26 protein-coding genes are annotated in these 24912 nt (G+C 68.1%); 15 read left to right on the top strand and 11 right to left on the bottom strand.

Annotated features, from left to right (window positions below):
* Positions 1–12 precede the first annotated feature (12 nt).
* From ACTIFF_RS05470 to ACTIFF_RS05450, 5 genes are all read left to right on the top strand, one after another.
* Positions 13–426 (top strand): hypothetical protein, encoded by a 414-nt coding sequence (locus tag ACTIFF_RS05470; RefSeq protein ID WP_439535922.1) that lies wholly within the window; start codon positions 13–15, stop codon positions 424–426.
* Positions 416–2044 (top strand): diguanylate cyclase domain-containing protein, encoded by a 1629-nt coding sequence (locus tag ACTIFF_RS05465; protein ID WP_439535921.1) that lies wholly within the window; start codon positions 416–418, stop codon positions 2042–2044. Before ACTIFF_RS05470 ends, ACTIFF_RS05465 begins: the two co-directional genes overlap by 11 nt.
* Before the next feature lie 270 nt (positions 2045–2314).
* On the top strand, positions 2315–3841 hold the full coding sequence (locus ACTIFF_RS05460; protein WP_439535920.1) for a helicase HerA-like C-terminal domain-containing protein: 1527 nt from the start codon (positions 2315–2317) through the stop codon (positions 3839–3841).
* Positions 3838–4737, top strand: coding sequence for a DMT family transporter (locus tag ACTIFF_RS05455; protein WP_439536090.1), 900 nt, complete (start codon positions 3838–3840; stop codon positions 4735–4737). Before ACTIFF_RS05460 ends, ACTIFF_RS05455 begins: the two co-directional genes overlap by 4 nt.
* Positions 4738–4788: 51 nt before the next feature.
* On the top strand, positions 4789–5343 hold the full coding sequence (locus ACTIFF_RS05450; protein ID WP_439535919.1) for a hypothetical protein: 555 nt from the start codon (positions 4789–4791) through the stop codon (positions 5341–5343).
* 10 nt (positions 5344–5353) lie between these two features.
* Here ACTIFF_RS05450 and ACTIFF_RS05445 read toward each other — a convergent pair whose 3' ends face one another.
* From ACTIFF_RS05445 to ACTIFF_RS05435, 3 genes are read right to left on the bottom strand one after another with little or no spacing between them, the layout of a single operon-like run.
* Complete coding sequence (locus ACTIFF_RS05445) at positions 5354–6937, bottom strand: sensor histidine kinase (protein WP_439535918.1); 1584 nt, start codon at positions 6935–6937, stop codon at positions 5354–5356.
* Positions 6937–7308 carry a response regulator gene (locus tag ACTIFF_RS05440; protein WP_439535917.1) on the bottom strand — a complete coding sequence of 124 codons (372 nt, stop codon included), beginning with the start codon at positions 7306–7308 and terminating at the stop codon, positions 6937–6939. The genes ACTIFF_RS05445 and ACTIFF_RS05440 overlap by 1 nt, the downstream gene beginning before the upstream one ends.
* Positions 7305–10250 carry an ATP-binding protein gene (locus ACTIFF_RS05435; RefSeq protein ID WP_439535916.1) on the bottom strand — a complete coding sequence of 982 codons (2946 nt, stop codon included), beginning with the start codon at positions 10248–10250 and terminating at the stop codon, positions 7305–7307. The genes ACTIFF_RS05440 and ACTIFF_RS05435 overlap by 4 nt, the downstream gene beginning before the upstream one ends.
* A gap of 287 nt (positions 10251–10537) precedes the next feature.
* Here ACTIFF_RS05435 and ACTIFF_RS05430 point away from each other — a divergent pair, with 287 nt between their 5' ends.
* A complete protein-coding gene (locus tag ACTIFF_RS05430; RefSeq protein WP_439535915.1) occupies positions 10538–11353 on the top strand; it encodes a ChaN family lipoprotein in 816 nt (271 codons plus the stop codon).
* A gap of 5 nt (positions 11354–11358) precedes the next feature.
* Entirely contained in the window at positions 11359–13365 is a 2007-nt protein-coding gene (locus ACTIFF_RS05425; protein WP_439535914.1) for a M1 family metallopeptidase, read from the top strand.
* A 6-nt stretch (positions 13366–13371) separates the two neighbouring features.
* Here the strand turns inward: ACTIFF_RS05425 and ACTIFF_RS05420 are convergent, their stop codons facing one another.
* Genes ACTIFF_RS05420 through ACTIFF_RS05410 form a run of 3 tightly spaced genes read right to left on the bottom strand, consistent with a single transcriptional unit; the run spans position 13372 to position 14315 of the window.
* Complete coding sequence (locus ACTIFF_RS05420) at positions 13372–13572, bottom strand: oxidoreductase-like domain-containing protein (RefSeq protein ID WP_439535913.1); 201 nt, start codon at positions 13570–13572, stop codon at positions 13372–13374.
* Positions 13569–13937 (bottom strand): Hpt domain-containing protein, encoded by a 369-nt coding sequence (locus tag ACTIFF_RS05415; protein WP_439535912.1) that lies wholly within the window; start codon positions 13935–13937, stop codon positions 13569–13571. Before ACTIFF_RS05415 ends, ACTIFF_RS05420 begins: the two co-directional genes overlap by 4 nt.
* Before the next feature lie 60 nt (positions 13938–13997).
* Positions 13998–14315: a DUF1840 domain-containing protein gene (locus tag ACTIFF_RS05410; protein WP_439535911.1), complete on the bottom strand. Its 318-nt coding sequence runs from the start codon at positions 14313–14315 to the stop codon at positions 13998–14000.
* A 56-nt stretch (positions 14316–14371) separates the two neighbouring features.
* On the opposite strand from ACTIFF_RS05410, the gene ACTIFF_RS05405 reads away from it, so the two are divergent.
* The 6 genes from ACTIFF_RS05405 to ACTIFF_RS05380 all read left to right on the top strand — a co-directional run bounded on the left by ACTIFF_RS05405 (position 14372) and on the right by ACTIFF_RS05380 (position 18403).
* The gene (locus ACTIFF_RS05405) at positions 14372–15265 is read left to right on the top strand and encodes an ROK family protein (protein WP_439535910.1); all 894 of its coding nucleotides are present in this window, start codon (positions 14372–14374) and stop codon (positions 15263–15265) included.
* A gap of 107 nt (positions 15266–15372) precedes the next feature.
* On the top strand, positions 15373–15639 hold the full coding sequence (locus ACTIFF_RS05400; RefSeq protein WP_257079120.1) for a BufA1 family periplasmic bufferin-type metallophore: 267 nt from the start codon (positions 15373–15375) through the stop codon (positions 15637–15639).
* Between the two features lie 51 nt (positions 15640–15690).
* Positions 15691–16545, top strand: a complete 855-nt coding sequence (gene bufB, locus ACTIFF_RS05395) for an MNIO family bufferin maturase (protein ID WP_439535909.1) — start codon at positions 15691–15693, stop codon at positions 16543–16545.
* A complete protein-coding gene (locus tag ACTIFF_RS05390; RefSeq protein ID WP_439535908.1) occupies positions 16529–17329 on the top strand; it encodes an HvfC/BufC family peptide modification chaperone in 801 nt (266 codons plus the stop codon). Before bufB ends, ACTIFF_RS05390 begins: the two co-directional genes overlap by 17 nt.
* Complete coding sequence (locus tag ACTIFF_RS05385) at positions 17326–17784, top strand: DoxX family protein (protein WP_257079124.1); 459 nt, start codon at positions 17326–17328, stop codon at positions 17782–17784. The genes ACTIFF_RS05390 and ACTIFF_RS05385 overlap by 4 nt, the downstream gene beginning before the upstream one ends.
* A 127-nt stretch (positions 17785–17911) precedes the next feature.
* A complete protein-coding gene (locus ACTIFF_RS05380) occupies positions 17912–18403 on the top strand; it encodes a hypothetical protein (protein ID WP_439535907.1) in 492 nt (163 codons plus the stop codon).
* A gap of 49 nt (positions 18404–18452) precedes the next feature.
* Here the strand turns inward: ACTIFF_RS05380 and ACTIFF_RS05375 are convergent, their stop codons facing one another.
* Positions 18453–19544: a 6-carboxytetrahydropterin synthase gene (locus tag ACTIFF_RS05375; RefSeq protein ID WP_439535906.1), complete on the bottom strand. Its 1092-nt coding sequence runs from the start codon at positions 19542–19544 to the stop codon at positions 18453–18455.
* Between the two features lie 96 nt (positions 19545–19640).
* Between ACTIFF_RS05375 and ACTIFF_RS05370 the strand changes: the two genes are divergently transcribed.
* Positions 19641–20027, top strand: coding sequence for a hypothetical protein (locus ACTIFF_RS05370; RefSeq protein ID WP_439535905.1), 387 nt, complete (start codon positions 19641–19643; stop codon positions 20025–20027).
* 43 nt (positions 20028–20070) lie between these two features.
* Positions 20071–20649 (top strand): GNAT family N-acetyltransferase, encoded by a 579-nt coding sequence (locus tag ACTIFF_RS05365; RefSeq protein WP_439535904.1) that lies wholly within the window; start codon positions 20071–20073, stop codon positions 20647–20649.
* Positions 20650–20719: 70 nt separating this feature from the next.
* Here ACTIFF_RS05365 and ACTIFF_RS05360 read toward each other — a convergent pair whose 3' ends face one another.
* The 4 genes from ACTIFF_RS05360 to ACTIFF_RS05345 form a co-directional block, all read right to left on the bottom strand.
* Positions 20720–21172: a ferritin-like domain-containing protein gene (locus ACTIFF_RS05360; RefSeq protein WP_439535903.1), complete on the bottom strand. Its 453-nt coding sequence runs from the start codon at positions 21170–21172 to the stop codon at positions 20720–20722.
* A 144-nt stretch (positions 21173–21316) separates the two neighbouring features.
* Positions 21317–23320 (bottom strand): methyl-accepting chemotaxis protein, encoded by a 2004-nt coding sequence (locus ACTIFF_RS05355; protein ID WP_439535902.1) that lies wholly within the window; start codon positions 23318–23320, stop codon positions 21317–21319.
* Positions 23321–23560: 240 nt separating this feature from the next.
* Complete coding sequence (locus tag ACTIFF_RS05350; protein ID WP_439535901.1) at positions 23561–24013, bottom strand: ferritin-like domain-containing protein; 453 nt, start codon at positions 24011–24013, stop codon at positions 23561–23563.
* Positions 24014–24149: 136 nt separating this feature from the next.
* Positions 24150–24842, bottom strand: coding sequence for a PEPxxWA-CTERM sorting domain-containing protein (locus tag ACTIFF_RS05345; protein WP_439535900.1), 693 nt, complete (start codon positions 24840–24842; stop codon positions 24150–24152).
* Positions 24843–24912 lie beyond the last annotated feature (70 nt).

Raw genomic sequence — 24912 nt, 5'->3', positions numbered from 1 at the left:
GCTACACTTCCGATGCTGCGCCTGTTGCTGGCGCTCTGGCTCGCGCTATACGGCGCCGCGGCCGCGGCCAGTGGCATCGCGGTGATCGTCAATCCCGACAGCGGTATCGACAGCATCAGCCGTGAAGAGGTGAGCCATCTGTTTCTCGGTCGCATCAAGCATCTGCTTCCAGGCAAGCCTGCGCTGGTCATCGATACGGTGCCACTGCGCCAGACCTTCTATCAGGCGCTGGTCCGACGAGGCATTCCGGAGATCGACGCCTATTGGGCGCGTCTGCGCTTTTCCGGCCGCACCCAGCCACCCCTGCAGATCGAAAGCGCCGAAATGGTGATCGAGCGCGTTGCCCGCGACCGCAACGCCATCGGCTACATCGACGGCGCCCTGGTCGATTCGCGCGTCAAGACGGTGCTGCGCCTTGAGGACTGATCCGCTGACGCGAGCCCCGGATGTCGGTTCCGGGCCGACGCCGTCGCACCGCTTCGGTGCCAGCGTCGTCTGGCGCACCACGCTGCTCATCCTGTTCTTCGCCGGACTGGTCGGCATCCTGGTCGCGCTGGCCAGCACGGTGATGGTGGCGCGCGAAGAGCGCCAGCGCATGCAGCAAAGTCTGGTCGAACTGATGGAAACGGTCGAGCGCACCGCCAGCGTGGCGGCCTTCGCCCGCGACGAGCAACTGGCCAACGAGGTCGCGCGCGGACTGCTGCGCAACGGTACCGTGTCGCGGGTGGTCATCCGCGAAGGCGAAAACGAGCTGGCGGCTGTCGGTGAGGCCTCGGTCGATACCCGGACAGTGACACTGCCGGTGCTCACGCTGTCGCTCGCGTCCCCCTTCGACCCGACGGAGCGGGTCGGCGATCTGCAGCTGTGGCCTGCCGGTGAGCGGATCGAGCACGACGCCGGCGCCTATTCGGGCTACATCGCCATCATTCTGCTGGTGCAACTGGTCGTCGTCGTGCTGGCGGTCGCCTGGGTGGTGCTCAATGTGGTGACGCGTCCGGTCAAGAAGCTGTCCGACGACCTGCACCAGCTCAAGGTGGGCAGCGGCGAGCAGATCGTGCTGCCGCCCGGCCACCGGAACGATGAGATCGGCCGGCTGACCGAAGACATCAACAACCTGATCGGCCGCACCGGTGATCTGCTGGCGGCTGAACGCGACATGCGGGCGCAGCGCGAGGAATCGGAACGCAAGTTCAGGCTGCTGTTCGAAAGCGCGCAAACCGGCATCTTCACACTCGACGGCGAAGGCGTGCTGCATGACTGGAATCCGTGGTTTTCTCGCATGCTGGGCCTGCCGGCGCACGGTGACGCCGAGCGCCGCTATGCGCTCGGTACGCTGCTGGGCGACGACGCGTCGCGACTGGATGCGCTGATGGTGCGCGCGCTGAGCGACCAGCGCCCGGCCGCAGCCGATTTCGAAATACCGCACGGTACGGCGGGGTCGCTCTGGCTGCATCTGGTGCTCAATCCGATGCCCGGCAACCTGATGCAGGGCATCGTCAACGACGTGACCGAACAAAAGCGGGCCGAAGCCAGCGCCATCGCCATGGCCGAGCGCGACCCTTTGACCGGTCTGCTGAACCGGCGCGGCATCGAACACCGGCTCGGCGATGCACTGGCCATGCTGCGGCCCGACTCCGGCCTGGCGCTGATGGTGGTCGATCTCGATGGCTTCAAGCAGGTCAACGACACCATGGGTCATGACGCCGGTGACCGCGTGCTGGTCGCCGCCGCGCGCCATCTCGAGGCGGTGGTTCGGCGCACCGATCTGGTCGCACGCGTCGGCGGCGACGAATTCGTCGTCGTGCTGTGCGCGCTCGAAAGCGCCGACACCGCCCGCTTCATCGCGTCGAAGATCGTCAGCACGCTGGCGCGGCCGGTCGATTGCGGCGACGGCCAGTCGGCGACCATCGGCGCCAGCGTCGGTGTGGCCTACACGGCGACGCCGGCCGATGCGGCCGACAAGCTCATGCGCCGGGCCGACGACTCGATGTACGAAGCCAAGCGCGCCGGCAAATCGCAGTTTCGCTTCGCGGCCGGGAGTTGAGTTGACGGCCCCCTGGGCCGGGCGATGCCCGGCCCCGCCCCCCGAGGGGGGCTCGTCGCCTTGGGACGGCCCGGCGGCGACTTGACGGCCCCCTGATCCGGGCGATGCCCGACCCCGCCCCCCGAGGGGTGCACGTCGCCTTGGGACGGCCCGGCGGCGACTTGACGGCCCCGTGAGCCCGGCCGGGCTGGGCGGGAGCCGCGTCGCGCTTGCCAGCCGGGCAGCGTCCGCTGGTAGCATCGCGACATCCCTTCCGAAGGACTTGAAGCCATGGCCGATCCGCTCTACGTCGCCCGCGCGGGCGATCTCTCGCTCGCCCTGCTGCCCAACATGGCGAATCGTCATGGACTGATCACCGGCGCCACCGGCACCGGCAAGACAGTGACGCTGCAGTCGCTGGCCGAGCGCTTCTCCTATATAGGTACACCGGTTTTCATGGCCGACGTGAAGGGCGACCTGTCCGGCATGGGGGCGGCAGGCAGCGTGAGCCCGAAGCTGCAGCAGCGGCTCGACCTGCTTGGCATCACCGATTTCACGCCCTATCCGAGCCCGGTCTGCTTCTGGGACGTGTTCGGCCAGTCCGGCCACCCGATCCGCGCCACCGTCAGCGACATGGGCCCGCTGCTGCTGGCGCGCCTGCTCGGCCTCAACGACACCCAGACCGGCGTGCTGACGATCGTGTTCAAGGTGGCCGACGATCACGGCCTGCTGCTGCTCGACATGAAGGACCTGCGAGCGCTGGTGCAGCATGTCGGCGACAATGCGGCGCAGTTCAAGACGCAGTACGGCAATGTGTCGACGGCGTCGATCGGTGCCATCCAGCGCGGCCTGCTGACGCTGGAGGAACAGGGCGCCGACCGTTTCTTCGGCGAGCCCATGCTCGACATCGCCGACCTGATGACGCACGACGAACACGGTCGCGGCACCATCAATGTGCTGGCGGCCGACCAGCTGTACAACTCGCCCAAGCTGTACTCCACCTTCCTGCTCTGGCTGCTGGCCGAACTGTTCGAACAGCTGCCGGAAGTCGGCGACATGGACAAGCCCAAGCTCGTGTTCTTCTTCGACGAGGCGCACCTGCTGTTCAACGATGCGCCGCCGGCGCTGCTGGAAAAGATCGAACAGGTGGTGCGGCTGATCCGCTCCAAGGGCGTCGGTGTGTATTTCGTGACGCAGAACCCGCTCGACGTGCCGGACACCGTGCTCGGCCAGCTCGGCAACCGCGTGCAGCACGCGCTGCGCGCCTTCACGCCGCGCGACCAGAAGGCGGTCAAGACGGCCGCTCAGACCATGCGCGCCAATCCGAAGTTCGACGCCGAACAGGCCATCATGGAACTGGGTACCGGCGAGGCGCTGGTGTCCTTCCTCGACGAAAAGGGCCGGCCTGCGGTGGTCGAGCGCGCGTTCGTGCTGCCGCCGGCGTCACGTCTCGGCCCGCTGACCGAGGCCGAGCGTGCAGCCATCATCCAGCACTCGCCGATGCGCGGTCGCTACGAACAGACGCTGGACCGCGAATCCGCCTACGAAAAGCTGACCGCGTCGGTGGCCGCCGGCACATCGGCAACGCCATCATCCACGGCGTCGGCACCGACCGCCGGCACGCCCGCCGCAGGCGAAGGCGGTCTGCTCGGCGGTCTGAACGATCTGGTGTTCGGCTCGACCGGACCGCGCGGCGGCCAGCGCGACGGCATTGCGCAGATGGCGGCCAAGACGGTCGCGCGCACCATCGCCAGTTCGGTCGGCCGCGAAATCATGCGTGGCGTGCTCGGCTCCATCCTCGGCGGGCGACGCAAATAGCCACACCACCTGCCGCCGCAGACGCACGGCTGGGCATCTGGCTGGCCGTCATCGCATCGGCCGGATTTTCGCTGAAGGCCATCCTGGCCAAGCTGGCCTATCCACATGGCGTGGACCCGGTGACGCTGGTGGCGCTGCGCATGCTGCTGTCGGCGCCGGTGTTCATCGTCGTCGCGTGGCGCGAAGCACGGCGCGGTCAGCCGCTGACCACCGGTGACTGGGTGACGGTCAGCGTGCTCGGCCTGTTCGGCTACTACGGCGCCAGCATGCTCGACTTTTACGGCCTGCTCTACATCTCCGCCGGGCTGGAACGTCTGGTGCTGTTCACCTACCCGACGCTGACGCTGCTGATCGGCTGGCTGGCGCAGGACCGGCGCATCACGCCGCGCGAAATCGTCGCCAGCCTGCTGTGCTACGGCGGCATCGCACTGGCCGTGGTGCACGACATCGAAGTCAGCGGCGAAGCGGCGACCATCGCGCTCGGCTGCCTGCTGGTGTTCGGTTCGGCACTCAGTTTCGCGATCTATCTGACCGGGGCGGGCGCACCGATCCGCAAGCTCGGCGCGACGCGCTTTTCCGCGCTGGCGACATTGGTGTCCACGGTGGCGGTCGGCATTCACTTCACCGCGGTGCGGCCGTTCGACGCGCTGGCGCAACCGGCGCCCGTGTGGTGGCTGGCCGCGGCGATGGCCCTGTTCGCCACCGTGCTGCCGGTGTTCCTGCAGTCTGCCGCGATCCGCCGCATGGGGGCGCAGACCGCCGCGCTGGTCGGCAGCACCGGTCCGGTCATCACGGTGTTCCTTGCCTGGTGGCTGCTCGCCGAGCCGGTGTCGGGCCTGCAGCTTGCCGGCACCGTACTGGTCGTGGCGGGCGTACTGTGGGTCGGGCGCCGCTGAAAAATGCGCCGGATGGCATGCTGTAGCCTTTCTCCTTCAACGTTGCGCACCATGACTGTCCGTCTTCCGCTTTACGCCGTGCGCTGCCTCGCGGCACTGTGCTGCCTGCTGCCGGGCCTCGCCGCCGCCGAGCCTTTCGACTGCCGTTCGGTCGATCCGCGCAATATGAACAACACGCTGAATGACGGACGCCTTGTCGAGGGGACGAACATCGTCGATGCACTGTGCGCGCTGGCGGAACAGGAAGGCGTCATCGCACGCGACCCGTGCCTGAAGAACCCGAACGCACGCATGAAGGCGGCGGCGCGGTTCCGCTGTTTCGCACCCGGCAATGACGGCGACCGGCGCAGCGCGCCCGTGCCAGGCTCGAACAGAGTATTCGGTGGTACGCCAACCGCGTCGGGGCAGCCCGGCGACAATCCGATGAATCCGACCCGCGCGGAGCTGGCCGCCTGCAAGGCAGAAACCGAAAGCTGTCGTGCGGCCTGTCAGGCGCAACACAACAACCCGGACGCATTCAATTACATCCGCTGCATGCAGCCGTGCGAGGTGGCGCGCGCAACGTGCCAGAACAACCGGATGCGCGAGCGCCTGAAGCTCGACTGAACCCGGTGACTCAGGCGGCGATAGACGGCAAGCTGGTTTCGGTGTCGCCCAGCATGAAGCAGAACGTGGCCCCGGCGCCCGCCTCGGAACGCGCCCAGACGCGGCCGTTGTGGCGGCGGATGATGCGCTGGACGAGCGCCAGACCGATGCCGGTGCCGTCGAACTCGCCTTCGCGGTGCAGCCGGTTGAACGGATGGAACAGCTTGTCGGCATGTGCCATGTCGAAGCCGACGCCGTTGTCCCGCACGTAGATCACGGCCTGCTGGCCCTTGCCTTCACTGCCGACTTCGATCTGCGCGTGCGCAGTCGGGGCGGAGAATTTCCATGCATTGCGCAGCAGATTGTCGAGCACGATGCGCAGCAGGCCGACGTCACCGGCGACCAACAGACCGGGCTGGATACGGATGTCGCACTGGCGCGAAGGCTCGGCGTTGCGCAGCGCATCGGTGATGTCCTGTGCCAAGGCGCTCAGATCAACCGGCTGACGCTGCAGCGGCAGGCGCGTGACACGCGCGAGTTCCAGCAGGTCATCGACCAGGTGTTCCATGCGCAGCGCAGCGCGCAGGATACGTTGCAGCGCATCGCGAGCACTGTCCGGCAGGCCGGATACGCCGGGACTGTTCAGTTCGGTGTCGAGCACGCTGGCGAAGCCGTGGATCGCACGCAGCGGCCCGCGCAGGTCGTGCGACACCGAATAGCTGAAACTTTCCAGTTCTTCGAAAGCGGCCTTCAGGCTGGCGGTGCGGCTACGCACCCGCTCGTCGAGCTCCTGATTGAGCGCGCGCAGTTCCTCTTCGGCGCGCACCTGCCGGCTGACGTCGCGCGCGCTGCCGCGGTAACCCGCGATGTGGCCGGTGGCATCGCGCCAGGGGCGGGCGGACAGCGCCATGATGCGTACGCTGCCGTCCTGCTGGCGCCAGTCGATCACGACATCGCGGAAGCTGCGCACCTCGCGCGCCAGCTGGGCCGGATCGTCCGGCCGCGGCAGGCCGGGCCGGCGCATCGCGAACAGGCCGTTCAGCGTGAGCCCGCGCAGCGGCCAGGCGCCGTCCGAGGTATGCACGATGACGCCATCCATGTCGGTTTCCCAGAACCAGTCGGCTGCCGCTTCGGCGAAATCGCGCAGCCGCGTACGTTCCTCTTCCAGTTCGGTGATCTTCTTGTCCAGCTTGTCGCGCAGGCGCTCGGCGTACAGCGCGTCGGCGTCGGACGGGACCGGCCGGATCGCATTGCGGCTCGCGGCCGATTCCAGCTCGAGGATGAGCTTGTCGATTTCGCACGGCTTGACCAGGAAAAGGTCGGCGCCGAGCTGGTAGGCCAGTTCCTCGTCGCGCCGGTCGGTGAAGGTGGCGGTGTAGAACACGAACGGGACGCCCGACAGCTGCGGGTGGGCGCGCACTGCGCGGCACAGGCCGTAGCCGTCGAGTTCCGGCATCAGGATGTCCGACACGATGAGGTCGGGCGTGCCGGCCAGTGCCAGTTCGAGGGCCTGCCGCCCGTCCGGCGCGGCCTGCACCTCGTGGCCCCGCGCTTCGAGCGCCGTGCTGAGCATCAGGCGGGAGTTCTCGTCGTCTTCGGCAATCAGTATGTGCATCAGATGGCCTGCATCAGGACGTTTTCGATCTGCGCCATCACGCGCATCGGATCGACCGGTTTTTCGATGTAGCCGTTGCAACCGGCCGCCAGCACGCGTTCGCGGTCGCCCGCCATGGCAAACGAGGTGATGGCGATCATCGGGATCGGTGCGCCGGTTTCGCCGGCCCGGATGCGACGCGCCACTTCGAGGCCGTCGATGTCGGGCAGCTGGATGTCGAGCAGGATGAAGTCGGGGCGTTCGCGCAGCGCTTCGGCCACGCCGTCGAGCCCGGTGATGGCACTGCGCGTGGCATAGCCGCCTGCATGAAGAATGAACGTGATCAGTTCCAGATTGTTCTCGTTGTCCTCGACCACCAGCGCTGTCTTCATGGCTTGACCCCGTTGCTGGCGCGCCCCGAACCTTCGCGCGGCACGTGCAGCGTGAAGCAACTGCCGAGCCCCGGCGTGCTGCTGACCTCGACCGAGCCGGACAGCAATTCAGTGGCGATCTTGCGCGTCAGGTAGAGGCCAAGGCCGGTGCCTGGGGTTTTCACTCTAAGGTGGGAATCGATGCGTTCGAAGGGCTGGAACAAGCGGCTCAGCCCGGCTTCATCCACGCCGATGCCCGTGTCTTCAACGCTGATGTCGAGCCAGTTTCCACGCACACACGCCTCCACGGTGATATTCCCTTCGACGGTGTACTTTACCGCGTTGCTCATGAAATTCAGCAGGCATTGCAGCAGCCTGCGCCGGTCAGCCTGCACCATGATTCCGGGCGGCACCGACACCCGGATTTCCAGCTTCTTCTCGCGTGCGGCCGGCTGCACGGTCTGCACGGCTTCATCGACCAGCGCCGACACTTCGATGCGCTCCTCGAATACGTCGATGAAACCTGCTTCGATCTTCGAAATGTCGATCACGTCGGTGATCAGGGCGAGCAGGTGCTTTGCCGAACCGTAGACCCGCTGCAGTTGATCCTGCTGACGCGCCGTAAGTTCGCCCGCCATGCCGGCCAGCACGACACCCGTGAAGCCGATGATGGAATTGAGCGGTGTGCGCAGTTCGTGTGACATCGACGCGATGAACATGGACTTGAGCCGGTCGAGATCCTTCAGCTGCTCGTTCGCCTGCGCCAGTTCGGCGGTACGTTCGGTGACGCGCTGTTCCAGCGTTTCGTTGGCCACGCGCAGCGCGATCTCGTTGCGCTTGATGTCGCCGATGTCGCGCAGCACGCTGGAAATGTATTGCACCTTTCCGCTGCCATCGAGATGCGCAAGCCGCACCGCCGACATCGGCACCAGCGTGCCGTTGCCTGCGCGCAGGGTTGTTTCGCCGATCCAGATGCCGTCGCGCAGCACGGTCGGCAGCTGCACATCGATGTAGTGGCGGTAGCTGTCGGCCGGATAGAAGTCCCGGACCTGGAGCCGTTCCGGCAATCCGTCCAGCGGCAGCCCGAGCATGCGGCGCGCCGCCACGTTGAGATAGGACACATTGAGGTCGGTGTCGACGGTGGATACGTAGTCAGGGGTTGCATCGAGGATCGCCGACAGGCGCGCCTGTTCCTCCTGCGCGAGACGCCGCTCGCGTGCCACCAGAAAGCGCCCCAGCTGCGAGGCCAGTTCGGCGGCGAACCGGGCTTCGTCATGCGCCCACTCGCGTATCCGGCCGCGCTGTTCAAGACAGACCACCCCCGCCAGCCGTCCGTCGAGAAAGGCCGGGGCATCGAGCATGGCGGCGAGGCCTTCCCGGTCGAGATAGCTGCCGGCGAGCAGCGCGGTGGCCGGGTGCGTGCGGGCGTCGCCGGCACTGATCGTGCGACCGCTGCGCAGCGCCGAGAAATAGTCGGGGAATGCGGCGGCATCCAGCACCTGACCCTGCGTGTGGCCGCGCGTGACCGCCAGCTGGTCGACGTCGAACAGATCGAGGCAGACCAGTTGTCGCGTCTCGTGGTCGAGCCGCCACACGCTGGCGCGGCTGACCGACAGCGCAGCCGCGGCGGCTTCGGTCAGCGTGGCCAGCGCATCGTCGTCACCCGCCGACAGCGCGGCGTCCGTGCTCAGGCGCATGATCGCCGCCAGCTGCCTGTCCTGCCGCTCGAGCCGGCCGCGCTGTTCGCGCCGCGCGCGCAGGTCGTCGGTCACGTCGATGAAGGTGGCCTGGATGGCCGGCTCGCCCCGCCACATGACCTGCCGGATGTAGGCGTCCAGCGTGCGTCGCTCGCCGTCCGCGCGGGTCACGCCGGCCTGCATCGGCAGGATGCGGCCGGACGACAGCTGGCGCCGGTTGCTGTCGCTGTCGACCACCGGCAGATCGTCGGCGACGATCATGTCGGCCAGCGAACCTTGCGCCATCAGATCAGCCACCGACTGGAAGCCGAGCAGCTCGGCGGCCCGCCGGTTCGCGAACAGCGGCTGGAAACGCCGGTGGATGAGGATGCCCTGAATGGAGCCGTCAAACAGGTCGAGCAGCTGCGCTTCGCGCGTGCGTGCCCGGCGCGATGCACTCGCACGCTCGTTCAGCGTGATCGACAGGGCATAGGACGCGATCGACAGCGTGATGATGAAGGTCTGCAGCAGCAGCAGCGCGCGCAGCGGCGTGTCGTTGCCGAACGGTCCGGCGCCCTGGCTGGTGCCCCAGAAGGCGAGCCCTTGCATGAGCACCAGCAGCAGGCTCATCCAGCGCACCTTGAGGCGGATGGCCGACAGCACGAGCACGGCCGGCAACAGGAACATGAACGGTTCCGGGCCATCCAGCGCGCGCAGGAAGATCGCTGCCGCGGTCAGCAGGGTCAGCGCGAACCACGGCAGCACCTGCGGCAGGTCGCCCGCCACACGCCGCCAGTCCAGCCGCTCCTGCCAGCCGGCCACCAGCTGCACCGTCAGCACAGCGCCGGCGAAGCTGGCGGCCGCATGCAGCGTCCAGTCCGACACATAGAACGGTGCGCCGGGATGCCAGGCCACGCGCGCGCCATGGATCACCGACATCGGCAGCGCGACCGCGAGGAACCACATGTAGTGATCGGCCCGCATGCGCGGAAAGGGCTGCACCGGACAGTGGCGCAGCACCTGGGTACCCGCGGCAGTCAGCAGGCCGATGACGCTGGCCGAGCCGAGCGCGGACAGCGGCGTCTGGCCGGCATACAGCGCCAGCGCGAGGTCGGTCAGCATGATCGCGGGCAGGTGACGCAGGCCGAACAGCAGCACGATGGCGAACGCGACGCCCAGCGTCAGCTGGATGACCGGCGGCTGGCCGTCCGACAGGCCGAGCAGCGGATCGACCAGCACCGCGGCGGCGTAGGCAGGCACGGCGGCGAGCAGCGGAACGATCTTCACGGAGTGGGGCACGATCACGCGTCGGCGATAAACTGATCTGCATGTTAACGTCGTTCCGTACCGGCCATGTGTGCGGAACGAACGCCCTGACGATGCGTCCACCTGCGCGATGCCGGTGGCTGCCTGCAACCGGATTCTGTCCCCGACGGTCTCCCGGTCCCTTTTCCACTTCCAGCTCACCTCAACTGCCCACCCCACCTGATGACCTTGCGATGCGATCAATGATGCGGACGGCCGCCCTGTGCGGAGGACTCCTTCTGGCGCCTGCGGTACCGGCGGCTACCTGCGTGACGCCCGGGAGCTGGCTGGAACCGGGGCAGGGCGCGACCGAAAGTGCCACGCTGATGCGCCGCATGAGCCGGCAGTCGGTCGTGCTGCTGGGCGAAACACATGACAGTGCGGCCCACCATGACTGGCAGCTCGACACGCTGCGGGCGCTGCATGCGCTGCGTCCGCGCCTGGTGATCGGTCTCGAAATGCTGCCGCGCAGCGCCCAGCCGGTACTCGATGCCTGGGTGCGCGGCGAACTGAGCGAAGCGGCGCTGTTCGAGCGCACCGACTGGAAGCGTGTCTGGGGCATGCCGCCCGAGCTGTACGCCGGCATCTTCCGCTTCGCGCGCGACAAGGCGGTGCCGCTGCGCGCGCTCAATATCGACCGCAAGGTGGTGCGCGAGGTGTCGCGGCTGGGCCTGGCCGGTGTGCCGGCGGCGAGCCGCGAGGGGGTCGGCACACCGGCCGGTGCGCAGCCGCCCTATCGTGACTGGCTCAGACAGATCTGGAGCGACCATATCCCGGCCGGCAAGTCGCTGCCGGACGACGCCTTCGGCCGCTTTCTCGATGGTCAGCTGCTGTGGGACCGCGCCATGGCCGAGGCGCTCGCCGGCGCCGTGCGCGAACAGCCGGACGCGCTGGTGGTCGGCCTGATGGGCAGCGGTCACGTCATCCACGGCTATGGTGTGGAACACCAGCTGCGCGACCTCGGCGTACCCGACGTCGGCAGTCTGCTGCCGTGGGACGCCGACGGCGACTGCGCCGATCTGGTCGCCGGGGTGGCCGATGCGGTGTTCGGCATCGTGCCGCCGACGCGCCGCGCTCAGCCGTGATACCGGTGCCGGGCTGGCGTGCGCTTGCCGGGCAGCTTGCCGTGGCGTTGTGCGCGGCGCTGCCCGGCCTGGCGGCGCTCGCTGCGCCGCAGCTCGACCTCACCGTCAGGCTGGAACCGGCGCAGGGCAGCCTGAGCGCGCATGCGCTGATTGCGCTGCCGGCACACGAGGCGATCGACCTGCGCATCGATGCCCGCCACCGCATCACGTCGATGCAGCTCGACGGCGGTGCGCTGCGTGCCTCGACCGACGGCGGGCTGCAGCGCATCCGCATCGCGGCGGCAAAGCAGCCACGCCGACTCGAATTGCGCTGGGCCATCCGGGCCGATGCGCCGGATGCGGCCGCCTCGCACCGCGACACGCTGACCGCGTTTGCGCCGCAGATCGGCGAAGCCGGCAGCTTCCTGCCCGCCGGTGGCGCCTGGTATCCGCTGCCCTTCGACAGCGCCGGCCCGCTGCTGCACCGTTACCGCCTGAGCGTCGACCTGCCGGCTGCGCAGCGCGCGCTGGCGCCCGGCGACCGCCCGCTCGACACGGTGCGCGACGGCCGGCGCACGGTGCGTTTCGACATGGCACAGGACAGCGAAGGGGCCGACCTGATGGCCGGACCGTGGGTCGAAGCCGAGCGCAGCGTGCGCTCGATCGATGGCCGCACGCTGACGCTGGCCACCTTGTTTCACCCGGACATCGCCGATCAGGCCGAGGGCTACCTGGACGCCGCCGCAACCCACCTGGCGCGCATCGAACAGACCCTGGGCGCCTACCCTTACAGCCGCTTCAGCATTGCGTCGTCACCCACGCCGACCGGATTCGGCATGGCCGGCCTGACCTATCTGGGCATCGACGTGCTGCGCCTGCCCTTCATCCGCCACACCTCGCTGCCGCACGAAATCCTGCACAACTGGTGGGGCAACGGCGTCTATCTGGCGTTGGCGGGCGGCAACTGGTCGGAAGGGCTGACCACGTTCATGGCCGACTACGCGCTGCGCGAGGCGAATCAGGGCGAAGAGGGCGCGCGCGCCATGCGGCTCGACTGGCTGCGCGGCCTGTCGGCGCTGTCGCCGGCGGCGCAGGGCAGTCTGGCCCGCTTCGGCGGACGCACGCACGACGCGTCGCAGTCGATCGGTTACCACAAGGCCGCGCTGGTGTTCCTGATGCTGCACGACACGCTGGGCGCATCGGCATTCGACCGTGCGCTGCGCGACTTCTGGCAGGCACACCGCCACCGGCGCGCCGGCTGGCCGGATCTGCGCGCTGCGTTCGAACGCGCGTCCGGCCGCGATCTCGGCCGCCACTTCGCGTTGTGGGTGGACGGCAGCGGGCTGGCTGCGCCCTCAATCGCCAGCGCCGTGGCCGGATCCAACGGTCTCACCGTCACGCTGCAGCAGCCCGCACCGCACTACCCGCTGGCGGTGCCGCTGCATGTGCGGATTTCAGGGGAAACGCGGGTCGAACAGGTGGCGCTGCAGGGTGCGCAGGCACAGGTCAGCGTGCCGCTCACGGTGGGCTGCGCCGAGCTCGCACTGGACCCCGATTTCCGTCTGGCCCGCCGCCTGGCGCCGGGCGAGGCGCCGCCGGTGCTGCGAGAAGCCACGCTGGACGACACGCTCGGCCTGACCGTGCTGCCGGGCGACGAGCGCCTCGCGGCGGCGGCCCGCACGCTGACCGCACAGTGGCTGGATCGCGCACCCGCCACCATCGACGCCGCGCAGCCACCCGGCCGCGCGTCGCGCATGGTCATCGGCAGTTTCGCGGCCATCGACGGCTGGCTGGCACGGCATCGTCTGCCGGCGCGCAGCCAGGAAGGCGAAGTCGTTGCGTGGGCGATGCGCGCACCGGCCGGCGGTACGCTGGCGCTGGTTGCCGCACGCGATGCCGACGAGCTGGCCAGGGCGACGCGTGCCCTGCCGCACTATGGCCAGCAGGGCTGGGTCACGCTGGCCGGCGGCCGCGCCGCAGCGCGCGGACAATGGCCGGCGGCGACGGCCTGGACGAAGGTCTGCGTGCGCTGATCGTATCTATATATGCGGGGCGTGTTCCGGGTGGCGAATCAGCCACGCGGCGTAACGACGCTCGTAATCGAGCTTGTCTTCCTGATAGACGGTCCATACGCAGCGTTCGCAGGCGGATTCGCAGCATTCGGAATCCATCGGCATGCTGGGCGGCACGGGCGCCGGGTCGTTCGAAATGGAAGGGCGGGCGATGGTCAGTTCGGTCATGGTCGGATCAGTAAGCGGATATGGCAGGCGGCACGGTTGTAGCAGGCATCCAGTCGCGACAGTTCGGCATCCAGGTCGAGCGCCGGATCGGCACCCTTCAAGTGCTTTTCGAGGGTGCGTGCCAGTTCAGACAGTTCGATCGCGCCAACGTTTCCGGCGCTGCCCTTCACGCCATGAATCGCCTTGATCAGCGTGTCCGGCTCGCCGGCCTGCCGTGCCCGGCGCGCGACGGCCAGAAAGGCGGGTGCGTCGTTGAGCCAGATGCGCAGGATGTCGTCCAGCGCGTCGCCGAGCAGCGCGCGCAGGTCGTCGAGCCGTGCCGCATCGATGACCCGGCTCGCCGCAGTTTCGGGATCGGGCGGCATGCGCTTTTCCGACGGATGGATGTTTCGTTATCGGCCGCATTCGCCCCGGCTGAATGCCGCTCAGCTTTCCCAGATCACCGGCTGGTTGGCACGCAGTGACCGTTCCAGCTGTTCGATCAGCGGGACCGCGCGCTGTGCCAGCGACACCGGCACCGGTGCGCGTGCGGGATCGACATCGTCCGGTTCGGGCTGGCCGCGCTGCGCGGCACGGCTGCTTTCGGCCGCCTCCCGCAGCCGCTCGATGGCGTCCGGCAGCTGTTCGAGTGTGATAATTCCGCGCGGCTCGAAAGCCTTGCCCATCAACGACAGCAGGTCCTTCGCGACATCGCCGAACATGATGGTGTCCGCAGTGGCCCGGGATTTAAAGGTGATGATCATGATGGTTCCGCCGTCGGATGAAGAAGCCCTGATTGTCGCATCGCGCAGGAGGCCGCATGCGCATCGGCATTGATCTGGGTGGAACAAAGACCGAATTGATTGCGCTGGACGGCAACGGTACCGCGTGCCTGCGCCGGCGCGAGCCGACGCCCTCCGGCGACTATGCCGCGACGGTCGCCCTGATCGTCCGGCTGGTGCGCGACGCCGAAGACCGGCTGGGCGTGCCCGCCACGGTGGGCATCGGCACGCCGGGTTCGCTTTCGCCGCTGACCGGACGCATGCGCAACGCCAACTCCACCTGCCTGAACGGCCAGCCCCTGCAGCAGGACGTCGAAGGCGCGCTCGGCCGCGCGGTGCGCATGGCCAATGACGCCAATTGCTTCGCGCTGTCCGAAGCGGTGGACGGCGCGGGTCGGGCGGCACCGGTGGTGTTCGGCGTCATCCTCGGCACCGGCGTCGGCGGCGGCATCGTCATCGATGGCCGGGTGCTGGAAGGCGCCAATGGCGTGGCGGGCGAGTGGGGTCACAATCCGATGCCGTCCGGGCCGGATACCGAAGGCAGTACGCCGCCGCCGTGCTACTGCGGTCGCGCCGGCTGCATCGAAACCTGGCTGTCCGGTCCGGCACTGGCGGCCGATCACCGCCGGGTGACCGGCGAGCCGCTGGCACCGGAGCAGATCGTCACGCGCGCCGCAGCCGGTGATGCCGCGTGCGCGGCCACGCTGGCGCGCTACGAAATCCGGCTGGCGCGCGCACTGGCCGGGGTCATCAACCTGCTCGACCCACAGGTGATCGTGCTCGGCGGCGGGCTGTCCGCCTTGCCGGGTCTGTATGAGCGGGTGCCGCAGCACTGGATGCCGCATGTCTTTTCCGACCTGATCACGACCCGGCTGTGCCCGCCGGTGCATGGCGGTTCATCCGGCGTGCGCGGTGCCGCGTGGCTCTGGTAGCCCATGCGGATTTTTTCCATGGTGCGGTAAGGTTCGGTGCGCCGCAGGGTCTACTGCGGTGCAAACCACATGACCGGTTTGATTTTTCCACCCTCAGGAGATCACACATGAACAAGTCCGCCGCTCTTTCTGCCGCCCTCGCATCCGTGTTCGCCCTTGGCATCGTGACGAGCCCTGTTGTCGCGGCTGCGGAAGGCAAGGAGAAGTGCTACGGCGTAGCCAAGAAGGGCGCCAATGACTGCGCGTCCGCCAATGGCTCGCACAGCTGCGCGGGTCAGGCCAAGGCCGACAATGATCCGAACGAATGGGTGTTCGTCGCCACCGGCACGTGCGAAAAGATGGGTGGCAAGACCGCCGCGCCGAAGAAGGGCTGATACGCCTTGAGGGATGCGGCTGGACGGCCGCATCCCCGCCCGGTGATTCCCATGATCCCGCATCTTGCTTCGCCGACCGGGCTCGGTCTGCGCCAGCCGCACTACGCCCGCGTACTGGAAGAACGTCCGCGCATCGGCTTCGTCGAGGTGCACAGCGAAAACTTCTTTCATGACGGTGGCGCCGCGTTGCGCACGCTGGAACGCGCCCGCGAATGCTATCCGGTCAGTCTGCACGGCGTCGGTCTGGCACTCGCGTCGGTCGACGCGCGCCATGATGCCCATGTCGAACGGCTGGCGAAGCTGGTCGAGCGCATCGAGCCGGTTTTCGTGTCCGAGCACCTGTGCTGGGGTGCGGTCGATGGCGTCCACTTCAACGATCTGCTGCCCTTTCCTTATACCGGCGAAGCACTGGCGCTGGTCGCGGCGCGCGTTAACGCGCTGCAGGAGCGCCTGCGTCGCCCGGTCCTGATCGAAAACCTGTCGGCCTACGTGCAGTTTCGCGACGCGCAGATGACCGAAGCCGAATTTCTCGCCGATCTGGTCTGCCTGACCGGTTGCGGACTGCTGCTGGACCTGAACAACCTGTACGTGAATGCCCGCAATTTCGGCACCGACCCGATGGATGCCCTCGAACGGCTGCCGATGCACGCGGTACGGGAGATCCATCTGGCCGGTCATGCGGTGACCGTATACGGCCTGATCGACACCCATGGCAGCGCGGTATGCGATGACGTGTGGGCGCTGCTCGCCGCCGTGCGTCGGCGTGGCGTCGGCGCACCGGCGCTGATCGAATGGGATACCGATCTGCCGGAACTCGACATCCTGCTGGCCGAGGCAGCCCGGGCCGATCGCATCGGAGCCGACGCCGGCACATCGGACGGAGACCGCCATGTCTGCGCTGCTTGACGCCCAGCGGCGCTTTGCGGGTGCCTTGCGCAGCGCACAGGGCGAACCGGCGATGCTGCCGCTGCTCACCGGCGATGCCGAACGCAACCGCGGCCTGCTCGGCGTCTATCGCGGCAATGCGGTGGCCAACGCCAACGCCGCGCTGACGCTGGCCTACCCGGTGTGCCGGCAGATCACCGGCGGCGACTACTTCGATGCGCTGGTCCGCCGCTACTGGGCGCAGACGCCATCGAGCGATGGCGACCTCAATCGCTACGGCCACAGCTTCGCCGACTTTCTCGACGGCTTCGAGCCGGTGCGCGCGCTGCCCTACCTGCCCGACGTGGCCCGCCTCGAATGGTCGGTGCATGTCGCGACGACGGCGGCCGATACCGCGCCGCTGGGTGGCGAGGCCTTCGCCGGCCTCAGCCCCGATGCGCTGGCCACGGCCCGCCTGCACATGACGCCCGGCTTCGCGCTGCTCGGCAGTGCATGGCCGGTTGCCGACATCTGGCTGCAGCATCGGCCGGACGCCGCCAGCGGGTCGGGCGACGCCTTCGACATCGATCTCGAGCAGGCCCAGTACGCCGTCGTGTGGCGTGACGGACTGCGTGTGCGGGTGGCGTCGCTGTCCGTCGGCGCCCACGCATTCTGGGCCGCCATCGCGCTGGTGGGTGCCAGCTTCGGCGACGCCTGGGCCGGCGCCGCCGGGACCGAACAGGATTTCAACCTCGCAGCCGCCATCGAACAGGCCATTGCATGCGGCTGGCTGCACCACATCGAAACCAGGGGACATGAACAATGAACGCTGTAACCCGCGCATACGACCTCGGCGCGCCGCTCGCGCGCCTCGCCGACCAGGTGCAGCCGCTGCTGCTGCTGGCCCTGCGCCTGTATATCGCCTGGGTGTTCATGAAGGCCGGTCTGACCAAGATCGAGGACTGGGACACCACGCTTTTCCTGTTCACCGAAGAGTACAAGGTGCCGCTGCTGCCGCCCGCGATCGCAGCCTTCATGGGTACGGCCGGCGAGATCGTGCTGCCGCCGCTGCTCGCCATCGGCCTGGCCGGACGCTTTGCCGCGCTGGGCCTGTTCGTCGTGAACATCATGGCGGTCGTGTCCTACCCCGCACTGTGGGAATTCGAGTGCCCGGCGGCCGTGGAGGCGCACCTGTGGTGGGGTGTCGGGCTGCTGGGGCTGGCCGCATTCGGACCCGGCGCGCTGTCGGTCGATCGGCTGCTGGGCCGCCGCCGCGACTGACTCGACGCGGATGCCGGGCGGGCCGTGCGCGTCCGCGCTGAAACATGGTGCAACACAGCAAAAGCGCCGCCGGGGAACGCGCGGCCGTTTGCGTTGCCCGACCGGTATTGGTTATCGGGCTTTCGTTTTGACATCTTCCTTCCGCTGCATCCTGTTGTGCGCGGCCTGTCTTGCCAGCGGTGCCGCCTCGGCCGATGCCACCACACCGTCGCACCGCATCGGCCTGCAGATCGGACCTTATGTCCACCACTGGGACCGCGATCCGGACCACAACACCACCCCGGCCCTGTTCGGTCTCGAGTACGAGTCGCCGACGCGCTGGAATGTCGGTGCAGCCTGGTTCCGCAACTCCTATGAGCAGGCCAGCCAGTATTACTACGCCGGTCGCAGCTGGCCGATCGACGCGGTCAGCCCGAACCTGTACGTGAAGGTGACGGCCGGCGCGCTGCTCGGCTATACCGGCGAGTACGAAGACAAGATTCCATTCAACCGCAAGGGCGTGGCGTTTGCGGTCATTCCGGCGCTGGGCTACCAGTACGACCGCTACAACGCCCAGGTCGCGCTGCTCGGCACGGCCGGCTTCATGGTGACCTTCGGCATCGATCTGGGGCGCTGGTGAAGCTCGGGCTTGAAACGACAGGCCGACGGTGCGACCGGCATCGGGTCCGTCACACCGGCAGCGTCGGCTCGCTGCCGCCGCGCTGCAGGATGACGCCGCAGCCGCGGGTTTCATGCAGGTCAAGCCGGTCGAGCGAGGGGATCAGCGGCGTCGCCAGCGTCATGATGCGGCGTGCCAGGCTGGCGGTGTCGGCGTCCCGGCCGTGCTCATCCATCAGTTCATGCAGCGGCGCGTGGTCGAGCCGCTCGAACAGCGGTGCGAACTGCGCCTTCACGTCGCCGAAATCGACCGTCCAGCCCATGACCGGGTCGAGCGGGGCAGCCAGATGAAGCCGCAGGGTGAAGGTGTGACCGTGAATGCGCCGGCGCGGATCGCCGTCGGGCGCGCGCTTCAGCCGCACGGCACTGTCGAGCGTGAATTCCTTCCACACCCGATGCTGCCGACCGTCGAACTGTGCACCGCAGCTGGCGGTTTCGTAGACGGTGACCCAGCACAGGCCGGGCAGCAACGGCTTCAGTTGCTGCCAGATCCAGGCTGCGATGTTTTCGCTGGTCGGGTTCTCTAGCCCGGCGATGTCGTTCAGGCAGGCCAGATGCAGTTGCGCGTGCAGCGGCGCCCACAGCGCGTCGAGCCGGTCAGGGTCGACCGCTGCATCGGGCGCCGCCTTCGCGTGCAGCAGCACTTCGAAGCCGTGGCCGTGCATGCGGCCGCACTTGTGGCCGGGTGCCACGCGCGGCAGCTGGTGCGCCGACTGGAACACGTAGCGGCGCCACACGTGGGCGTCGCCGTGCCGGTCCAGCTGCACGCCGGCATGGCGGGTGCTGCGCACGCCGACCGCGTGCACGTCGGGCAGGTCGAGCTGTCCGCGCAGCCAGCGCGCGAGGTCTTCGTCGCCGGGCCGGGTAACGGTGTCGTTCAGCAGCCGGTAGTCGAGCGGCGCGAGCACCGTGCGCAGCCGAGCCGCCAGCGCATCGACCTCGCCGCCGGCGACACCGCCCCAGCCCTCGGGCAGCGCGGCGCGCACGCTGCCGGTGAAGCGGTGGCCGTGCAGCGCATGCGCGCGGTGGTTGGTCGGCAGGTGTTCGAGGCGGCGCGCGGCTTCGAAGTCCGCGGCGGCAACATGGAGCAGGATGTCTTTCATGATCGGGGGTCGGGTCACACGGTTGCGGCAGCGCCGCAGTGTGCCTGAGTGCGCAGTACTATCAGTATCGATCGAATTGCGGAAGGAGCACACCTCATGTCCATCAGTCTGCTCGGCGCGGTGAAGGCCGTGCCCTGGGGCGACGTCATCGCGGCAGCCCCGAGCGTGGTGCAGGGCGCCAATGCGCTGTGGGACCGCGTCGCGAAGAAGCGGCCGAAGGGCGAGCCGGCGGACGCACCGTCGACTGCACCGGCGGGCGCGCCGGCCGAGGTGCGGCTGGCCGCGCTCGAACAGGTGGTGACCGAACTGCAGAAGGAGGCGCTTGCCTCGTCGCAGCTGATCCGCTCGCTGGCCGAACAGAATGTGCAGCTGGTACGCGAGATCGAAGTGCTGCGCCTGCGCTCGCGCGTCATGCTGGCCGCCGCCGTGGTGTTCAGCGTGGCACTGGCGGCCAGCCTGTATTTCGCGCTGGCGGCACGCTGAATCCGGCGCGTCCGGCCCGGGGTTCCACCGGTTGCCGGCCAGCATGGCCATGACGCCCCCCGACATCCTCACACCGCGCCTGCGGCTGCGCGCCATGGGTGCCGATTTCCTCGCTGCGTCTGCCGACGGGCGCGACATCGACGAACTGTCCGCGCTGATCGGACTGAAGGTGGCCACCGCGTGGCTGCGTGAATCCGATCTGGCTGCACTGCGACTGCAGGACGTGACGACCGACCCGGCCAGCCTGCCCTGGTCGGTGCGCGCGCTGGCCCTGCGCGACAGCGGCGAAATGATCGGCCACGCCGGCTTTCATTCCCGCCCGGCGCCCGATTATCTGGCGCCTTACGCGGCCGACGCGGTCGAAATCGGCTACACGATCTACCCGCGCCACCGCCGGCAGGGCCTGGCGCGCGAAACGCTGGTCGCGCTGATCCGCTGGGCCCACGTCGAGCATGGCGTTCCGCGTTTCGTCGCGTCGGTCAGCCCGGACAATCTCGCATCGTGCGCGCTGCTCGCCACTGCCGGTTTCCGGCGCATCGCATCGTTCATCGATGAAATCGACGGGCTGGAGTACGTGCTGCTGCTCGACGCGCCCGACGTGGTGCGTCTGCTCGGGACGTGAAAAAGCCGACCCCCGGGGGCCGGCTTCCCTTGCCGGGCGGTCAGATGACCGCCCGCTTCATGCAGCCCGATCAGGCGGCCGCGCGGTACTGGTCACGCAGCGTGCGGATCTGGTCATGGTTGCGCTGCGCGCCGATCAGCTGGCGCTGCACCAGAGTACGCAGCTCCGGCGGCAGCGGCTCTTCCAGTGCCTTGCGGTAGCGCGCCAGTGCGCGGTCCTCGCCACGTTCCGCTTCCTCCAGCATCGCCACATCGTCCTTGCCCGGCAACGCACCGCGCACGCTCACCCAGCCACGATGCAGCGCACCGACCACCGTGCCCGACGTGTCCGCCTCGCCGCCCGCGCGCACCACTTCCGTCTGCAGCTCCTGCGCCGCGGTCAGGCATTCCTGCGCCCGCTGCCTGAACATCGACTGCAACTTCACCGAGTCCGCCTGATCGGCGCACGTGTTGAATCCGTACTCGCCATCCTTGCAGGTTTCGATCAGGCCGTTCAGCACTTCAATCGTTTCGCTCTGGTTCATGATGTCTCCTTGGGATGAATGACAGCCAACTGCGCTGTCGAGACTTCATCCTAGGCGTGTGCTGCCGGGAAGGCTGTGGGTGTCCGGCGTAGGACAGCGTAGTCCTGCGCCGACCCCGGCGACCTCTGGGCAACCTGAGCGTGCCTACAGCTTGAAGCGCCCCACCAGTTCGCCGAGATGATCGGATGCGCGCCCGATCTGCGACAGCGTAGCCGAGGTGCGCTGTATCGCCTCGTCGGTGTTCTGCACGACTTCGGATGCCTGCTCCGCCGACTGCGCCAGCGCGGTCGTGGCAGCTGACTGTTCCTGCGTCGCCTCGGCGATCTCGCGCACCCGTTCGGCGGCGCGCTGCATGCCGGCCTCGATGCCGCCGATCTCCTCGGCCACACGGGTGGCGCGCTCGACACCGGATTCGACCGCTTCGCGCGTGCTGTTCATGCTCTGCACCGCGCGGTCCGTTTCGCCGTGCATGGCGGCGATCATGTCGCGGATTTCGGTGGTGGCGTTGCTGGTGCGCTCCGCCAGCTTGCGTACCTCGTCGGCCACCACTGCAAATCCGCGGCCCTGTTCGCCGGCGCGGGCGGCTTCGATGGCGGCATTGAGCGCAAGCAGATTGGTCTGGTCGGCGATTTCGCGGATCACCTGCACGATGCCGTTGATCTGCACCGAACGTTCGGCCAGTCCGGTCAGCGAACCGGCCAGCGCTTCCATGCTGCCGGCGATGTCGCGCATGTGCGTCTGCATGCCGCGTACCGCCTCGCCACTGCGCTGCGAGGCGATATGCGTGTCGAGCATGACGCCGTTGGCGTCGTTCGCATGGCTGGCGATGTGGCCGATCGACACGGTGATTTCCTCTATCGTTGCCGCGTTGTCGCCGGTGGTGCCGGCCAGCGAGCGCGAGCTGTCGGCGATGTGACGGGTGGCGTCGGATGCGTCGCGGATGCCGCCGACCAGCGCATGGCTCTGATCGCGCACCTCGATGAACATGCGTTGCAGGCTGCCGAGGAAGGCATTGACCGAGGTGGCGACGCGACCCAGTTCGTCACGGCTGCCGGTTTCCGGCAGACGGCGCGTCAGGTCGCCTTCGCCGCCGGCCAGCGCCTGCATCGCTTCGGCCAGGGTTTCCAGCGGTCGGGTCATCGCGCCGAGCAGCGCGAACAGCACGCCTGCGGTCAGCAGCACGCTGGCGACGCCCATCGCGATGGCGGTGTGGCGCAGCGAATCCGCTGAGGCGGTGATCACGTCTTCCGGCACCGACACCACGCTGCCCCACCAGGCCTCGCTGTCGCTCAGCGACACGCGCTGCAGGAAGTGAAGCACGCCGGCGGCGTCACGCCACTGCAGGCTGCGACCTTCGCGCAGCGCGGCCAGTGCATCGGCCGGCAGGTCGGCGGCCGGCTTGCCGATGCGGACGGCATCGGCGTGCGCGACCACGAGGCCGGACGGCGCGTACAGCGCCACCGTGCCGACGTCGAGCGGCTTGATGCGGCCCAAATCGTCGGCCAGCCGGTCGAGCGCCATGTCGACGCCGGCGATGCCGGCGAAGCGGCCATTCACGACAATCGGCTTGACCAGCGAGGTGATGAGCATCTTGCTGCCGCCGACCACGTATTCATAAGGTTCGGCGAGATAGGCGCGGCCGGTCTGCTTCGGCTGCTGGTAATAATCGCCGGCACCCGGCTTGTCGTAATCGATCAGCGCTTCGACCGACAGCGTGTCACCGCTGCGACTCCAGTAGGGCACGAAGCGGCCGCTGGCGTCATGACCGGCGGCACCGGCGAAGTCGGCGTCGCGAGCGTCGAAGGCATTGGCTTCCCAGCCGGTGTAGACGCCCAGCAACGCCGGGCGGCCTTCCAGCGTGCGACGCAGCACGCGGCTGATGGCGTCGCGATCCGGCGTGCCCTTTGCGTGCAGGCCTTCAAGCGCCAACGCCAGTGTGGACGACACCGCCATGGCCTCGTCCAGATTTGCGCCAACATCACGCGCGACCGAGGTGGCCACGCTTTCGGCGCGCGCCAGCCCCTGTTCCAGCACGGCCTGATGGCTGCGCCAGGCGAGTACGCCCAGCGTGACCGAGAAGCAGAGCAGGACGGTAATGACGGTGGAGGCCAGCAGCTTGGTGCGCAGATTCAGGGCGTGCAGATTCATGATCGGGCTCGTTTTCGGTGACAAGGCGTTGACGACGATCAAGAAAGTTTCTTTAGGAGAACAATTTTTGAGCGGGGTGCATTATTCAGGCACCGGCTCAAAAGGCCGCGCCCGACCGCCAGTCTGGTCAGCCTGCACCGCTGGACGTGGTGCGTCAGCTCGGGACGTGAAAAAGCCGACCCCCGGGGGCCGGCTTCCCTTGCCGGGCGGTCAGATGACCGCCCGCTTCATGCAGCCCGATCAGGCGGCCGCGCGGTACTGGTCACGCAGCGCGCGGATCTGGTCATGGTTGCGCTGCGCGCCGATCAGCTGGCGCTGCACCAGAGTGCGCAGCTCCGGCGGCAGCGGCTCTTCCAGTGCCTTGCGGTAGCGCGCCAGTGCGCGGTCCTCGCCACGCTCCGCTTCCTCCAGCATCGCCACATCGTCCTTGCCCGGCAACGCACCGCGCACGCTCACCCAGCCACGATGCAGCGCACCGACCACCGTGCCCGACGTGTCCGCCTCGCCGCCCGCGCGCACCACTTCCGTCTGCAGCTCCTGCGCCGCGGTCAGGCATTCCTGCGCCCGCTGCCTGAACATCGACTGCAACTTCACCGAGTCCGCCTGATCGGCGCACGTGTTGAATCCGTACTCGCCATCCTTGCAGGTTTCGATCAGGCCGTTCAGCACTTCAATCGTTTCGCTCTGGTTCATGATGTCTCCTTGGGATGAATGACAGCCAACTGCGCTGTCGAGACTTCATCCTATGGAAACCCGGCCGGCCCGGCTGCGGGCGATCATGAAGCCCGCTGTAGGGGATGACCGACCCGCCGGTTGCATCCTGTTGCAGTCATCGCCGCGTGCGGCGTGCCGCAGCACCGACCAGCGCGAGGCCCAGGCCCAGCATCGCCCAGGTGGTCGGCTCGGGGACCGGCGTGATGTTGACGATGTCGAAGGCGTTACCGCGGATGATGCTGCTCTTCGGAATGATGTTCACGTCCGGATCGGCATTGCTGTAGCGCAGCACCAGACTCAGGAAATTGAAATCGTCGATGTCGAGCGCGCCGGGCAGGGACTGCTCATCGGCCAGCAAGGCGGCGCCGCGAAAGTCGAAGCTGATCGATTCGAGCACGAAGGCGCTGGCGCTGAGCGCCGGATTGATGACTGCAAAGGGCGCGATGCTGCCGCCATTGGAGCCGCCCCAGCCGCCAGTCAGGAAGTCGCCGTCGATCTGCTGCCAGCGACCGTTCTGCGCCTGGATCGTGAAGCTGCCCAGATTGGCGTCGCTGATGTCGATGACCAGATCGTCGAGCGCGCCGCTCCAGGTCGGTGTGGCACCCGTGGGCGCGACGCTGGCGTCGATGCGGAAACTCATGCTGAACTGTGCGCCCGCACCGGCCGAAAACGGGCCCGGATTGGTATCGCTGTTCTGCGTCCGTACCTCGACCAGGATGTCGGCGGCCAGCAGCGGTGCCGATGCGAGGCCCAGACCGGCCGCGAGCAGCAGCGCGCGGGACGTCGAGGAAAAGGCGGGCAATGTCATCAAAGCATCCTCCGGATCGTGGAGCCGGCGACTCACCGGCGGAAAAGACCGAATTCGATACCAAGCAAAC

Source organism: Methyloversatilis sp., from assembly GCF_051861465.1.
Lineage (GTDB): Bacteria > Pseudomonadota > Gammaproteobacteria > Burkholderiales > Rhodocyclaceae > Methyloversatilis.
Note: the sequence above shows the minus strand (reverse complement) of the source record. Positions and strands in the feature narration are given on the sequence as shown.

Coding starts and splice junctions, on each gene's coding strand:
- ACTIFF_RS05440 (WP_439535917.1), bottom strand. CDS start 7,308: ATGAAGACAGCGCTGGTGGTCGAGGACAACGAGAACAATCTGGAACTG.
- ACTIFF_RS05450 (WP_439535919.1), top strand. CDS start 4,789: ATGACTGTCCGTCTTCCGCTTTACGCCGTGCGCTGCCTCGCGGCACTG.
- ACTIFF_RS05470 (WP_439535922.1), top strand. CDS start 13: ATGCTGCGCCTGTTGCTGGCGCTCTGGCTCGCGCTATACGGCGCCGCG.
- ACTIFF_RS05420 (WP_439535913.1), bottom strand. CDS start 13,572: ATGACCGAACTGACCATCGCCCGCCCTTCCATTTCGAACGACCCGGCG.
- ACTIFF_RS05345 (WP_439535900.1), bottom strand. CDS start 24,842: ATGACATTGCCCGCCTTTTCCTCGACGTCCCGCGCGCTGCTGCTCGCG.
- ACTIFF_RS05460 (WP_439535920.1), top strand. CDS start 2,315: ATGGCCGATCCGCTCTACGTCGCCCGCGCGGGCGATCTCTCGCTCGCC.
- ACTIFF_RS05355 (WP_439535902.1), bottom strand. CDS start 23,320: ATGAATCTGCACGCCCTGAATCTGCGCACCAAGCTGCTGGCCTCCACC.
- ACTIFF_RS05415 (WP_439535912.1), bottom strand. CDS start 13,937: ATGCCGCCCGATCCCGAAACTGCGGCGAGCCGGGTCATCGATGCGGCA.
- ACTIFF_RS05385 (WP_257079124.1), top strand. CDS start 17,326: ATGAACGCTGTAACCCGCGCATACGACCTCGGCGCGCCGCTCGCGCGC.
- ACTIFF_RS05360 (WP_439535903.1), bottom strand. CDS start 21,172: ATGAACCAGAGCGAAACGATTGAAGTGCTGAACGGCCTGATCGAAACC.
- ACTIFF_RS05405 (WP_439535910.1), top strand. CDS start 14,372: ATGCGCATCGGCATTGATCTGGGTGGAACAAAGACCGAATTGATTGCG.
- ACTIFF_RS05400 (WP_257079120.1), top strand. CDS start 15,373: ATGAACAAGTCCGCCGCTCTTTCTGCCGCCCTCGCATCCGTGTTCGCC.
- ACTIFF_RS05445 (WP_439535918.1), bottom strand. CDS start 6,937: ATGCACATACTGATTGCCGAAGACGACGAGAACTCCCGCCTGATGCTC.
- ACTIFF_RS05390 (WP_439535908.1), top strand. CDS start 16,529: ATGTCTGCGCTGCTTGACGCCCAGCGGCGCTTTGCGGGTGCCTTGCGC.
- ACTIFF_RS05410 (WP_439535911.1), bottom strand. CDS start 14,315: ATGATCATCACCTTTAAATCCCGGGCCACTGCGGACACCATCATGTTC.
- bufB (WP_439535909.1), top strand. CDS start 15,691: ATGATCCCGCATCTTGCTTCGCCGACCGGGCTCGGTCTGCGCCAGCCG.
- ACTIFF_RS05375 (WP_439535906.1), bottom strand. CDS start 19,544: ATGAAAGACATCCTGCTCCATGTTGCCGCCGCGGACTTCGAAGCCGCG.
- ACTIFF_RS05365 (WP_439535904.1), top strand. CDS start 20,071: ATGGCCATGACGCCCCCCGACATCCTCACACCGCGCCTGCGGCTGCGC.
- ACTIFF_RS05370 (WP_439535905.1), top strand. CDS start 19,641: ATGTCCATCAGTCTGCTCGGCGCGGTGAAGGCCGTGCCCTGGGGCGAC.
- ACTIFF_RS05350 (WP_439535901.1), bottom strand. CDS start 24,013: ATGAACCAGAGCGAAACGATTGAAGTGCTGAACGGCCTGATCGAAACC.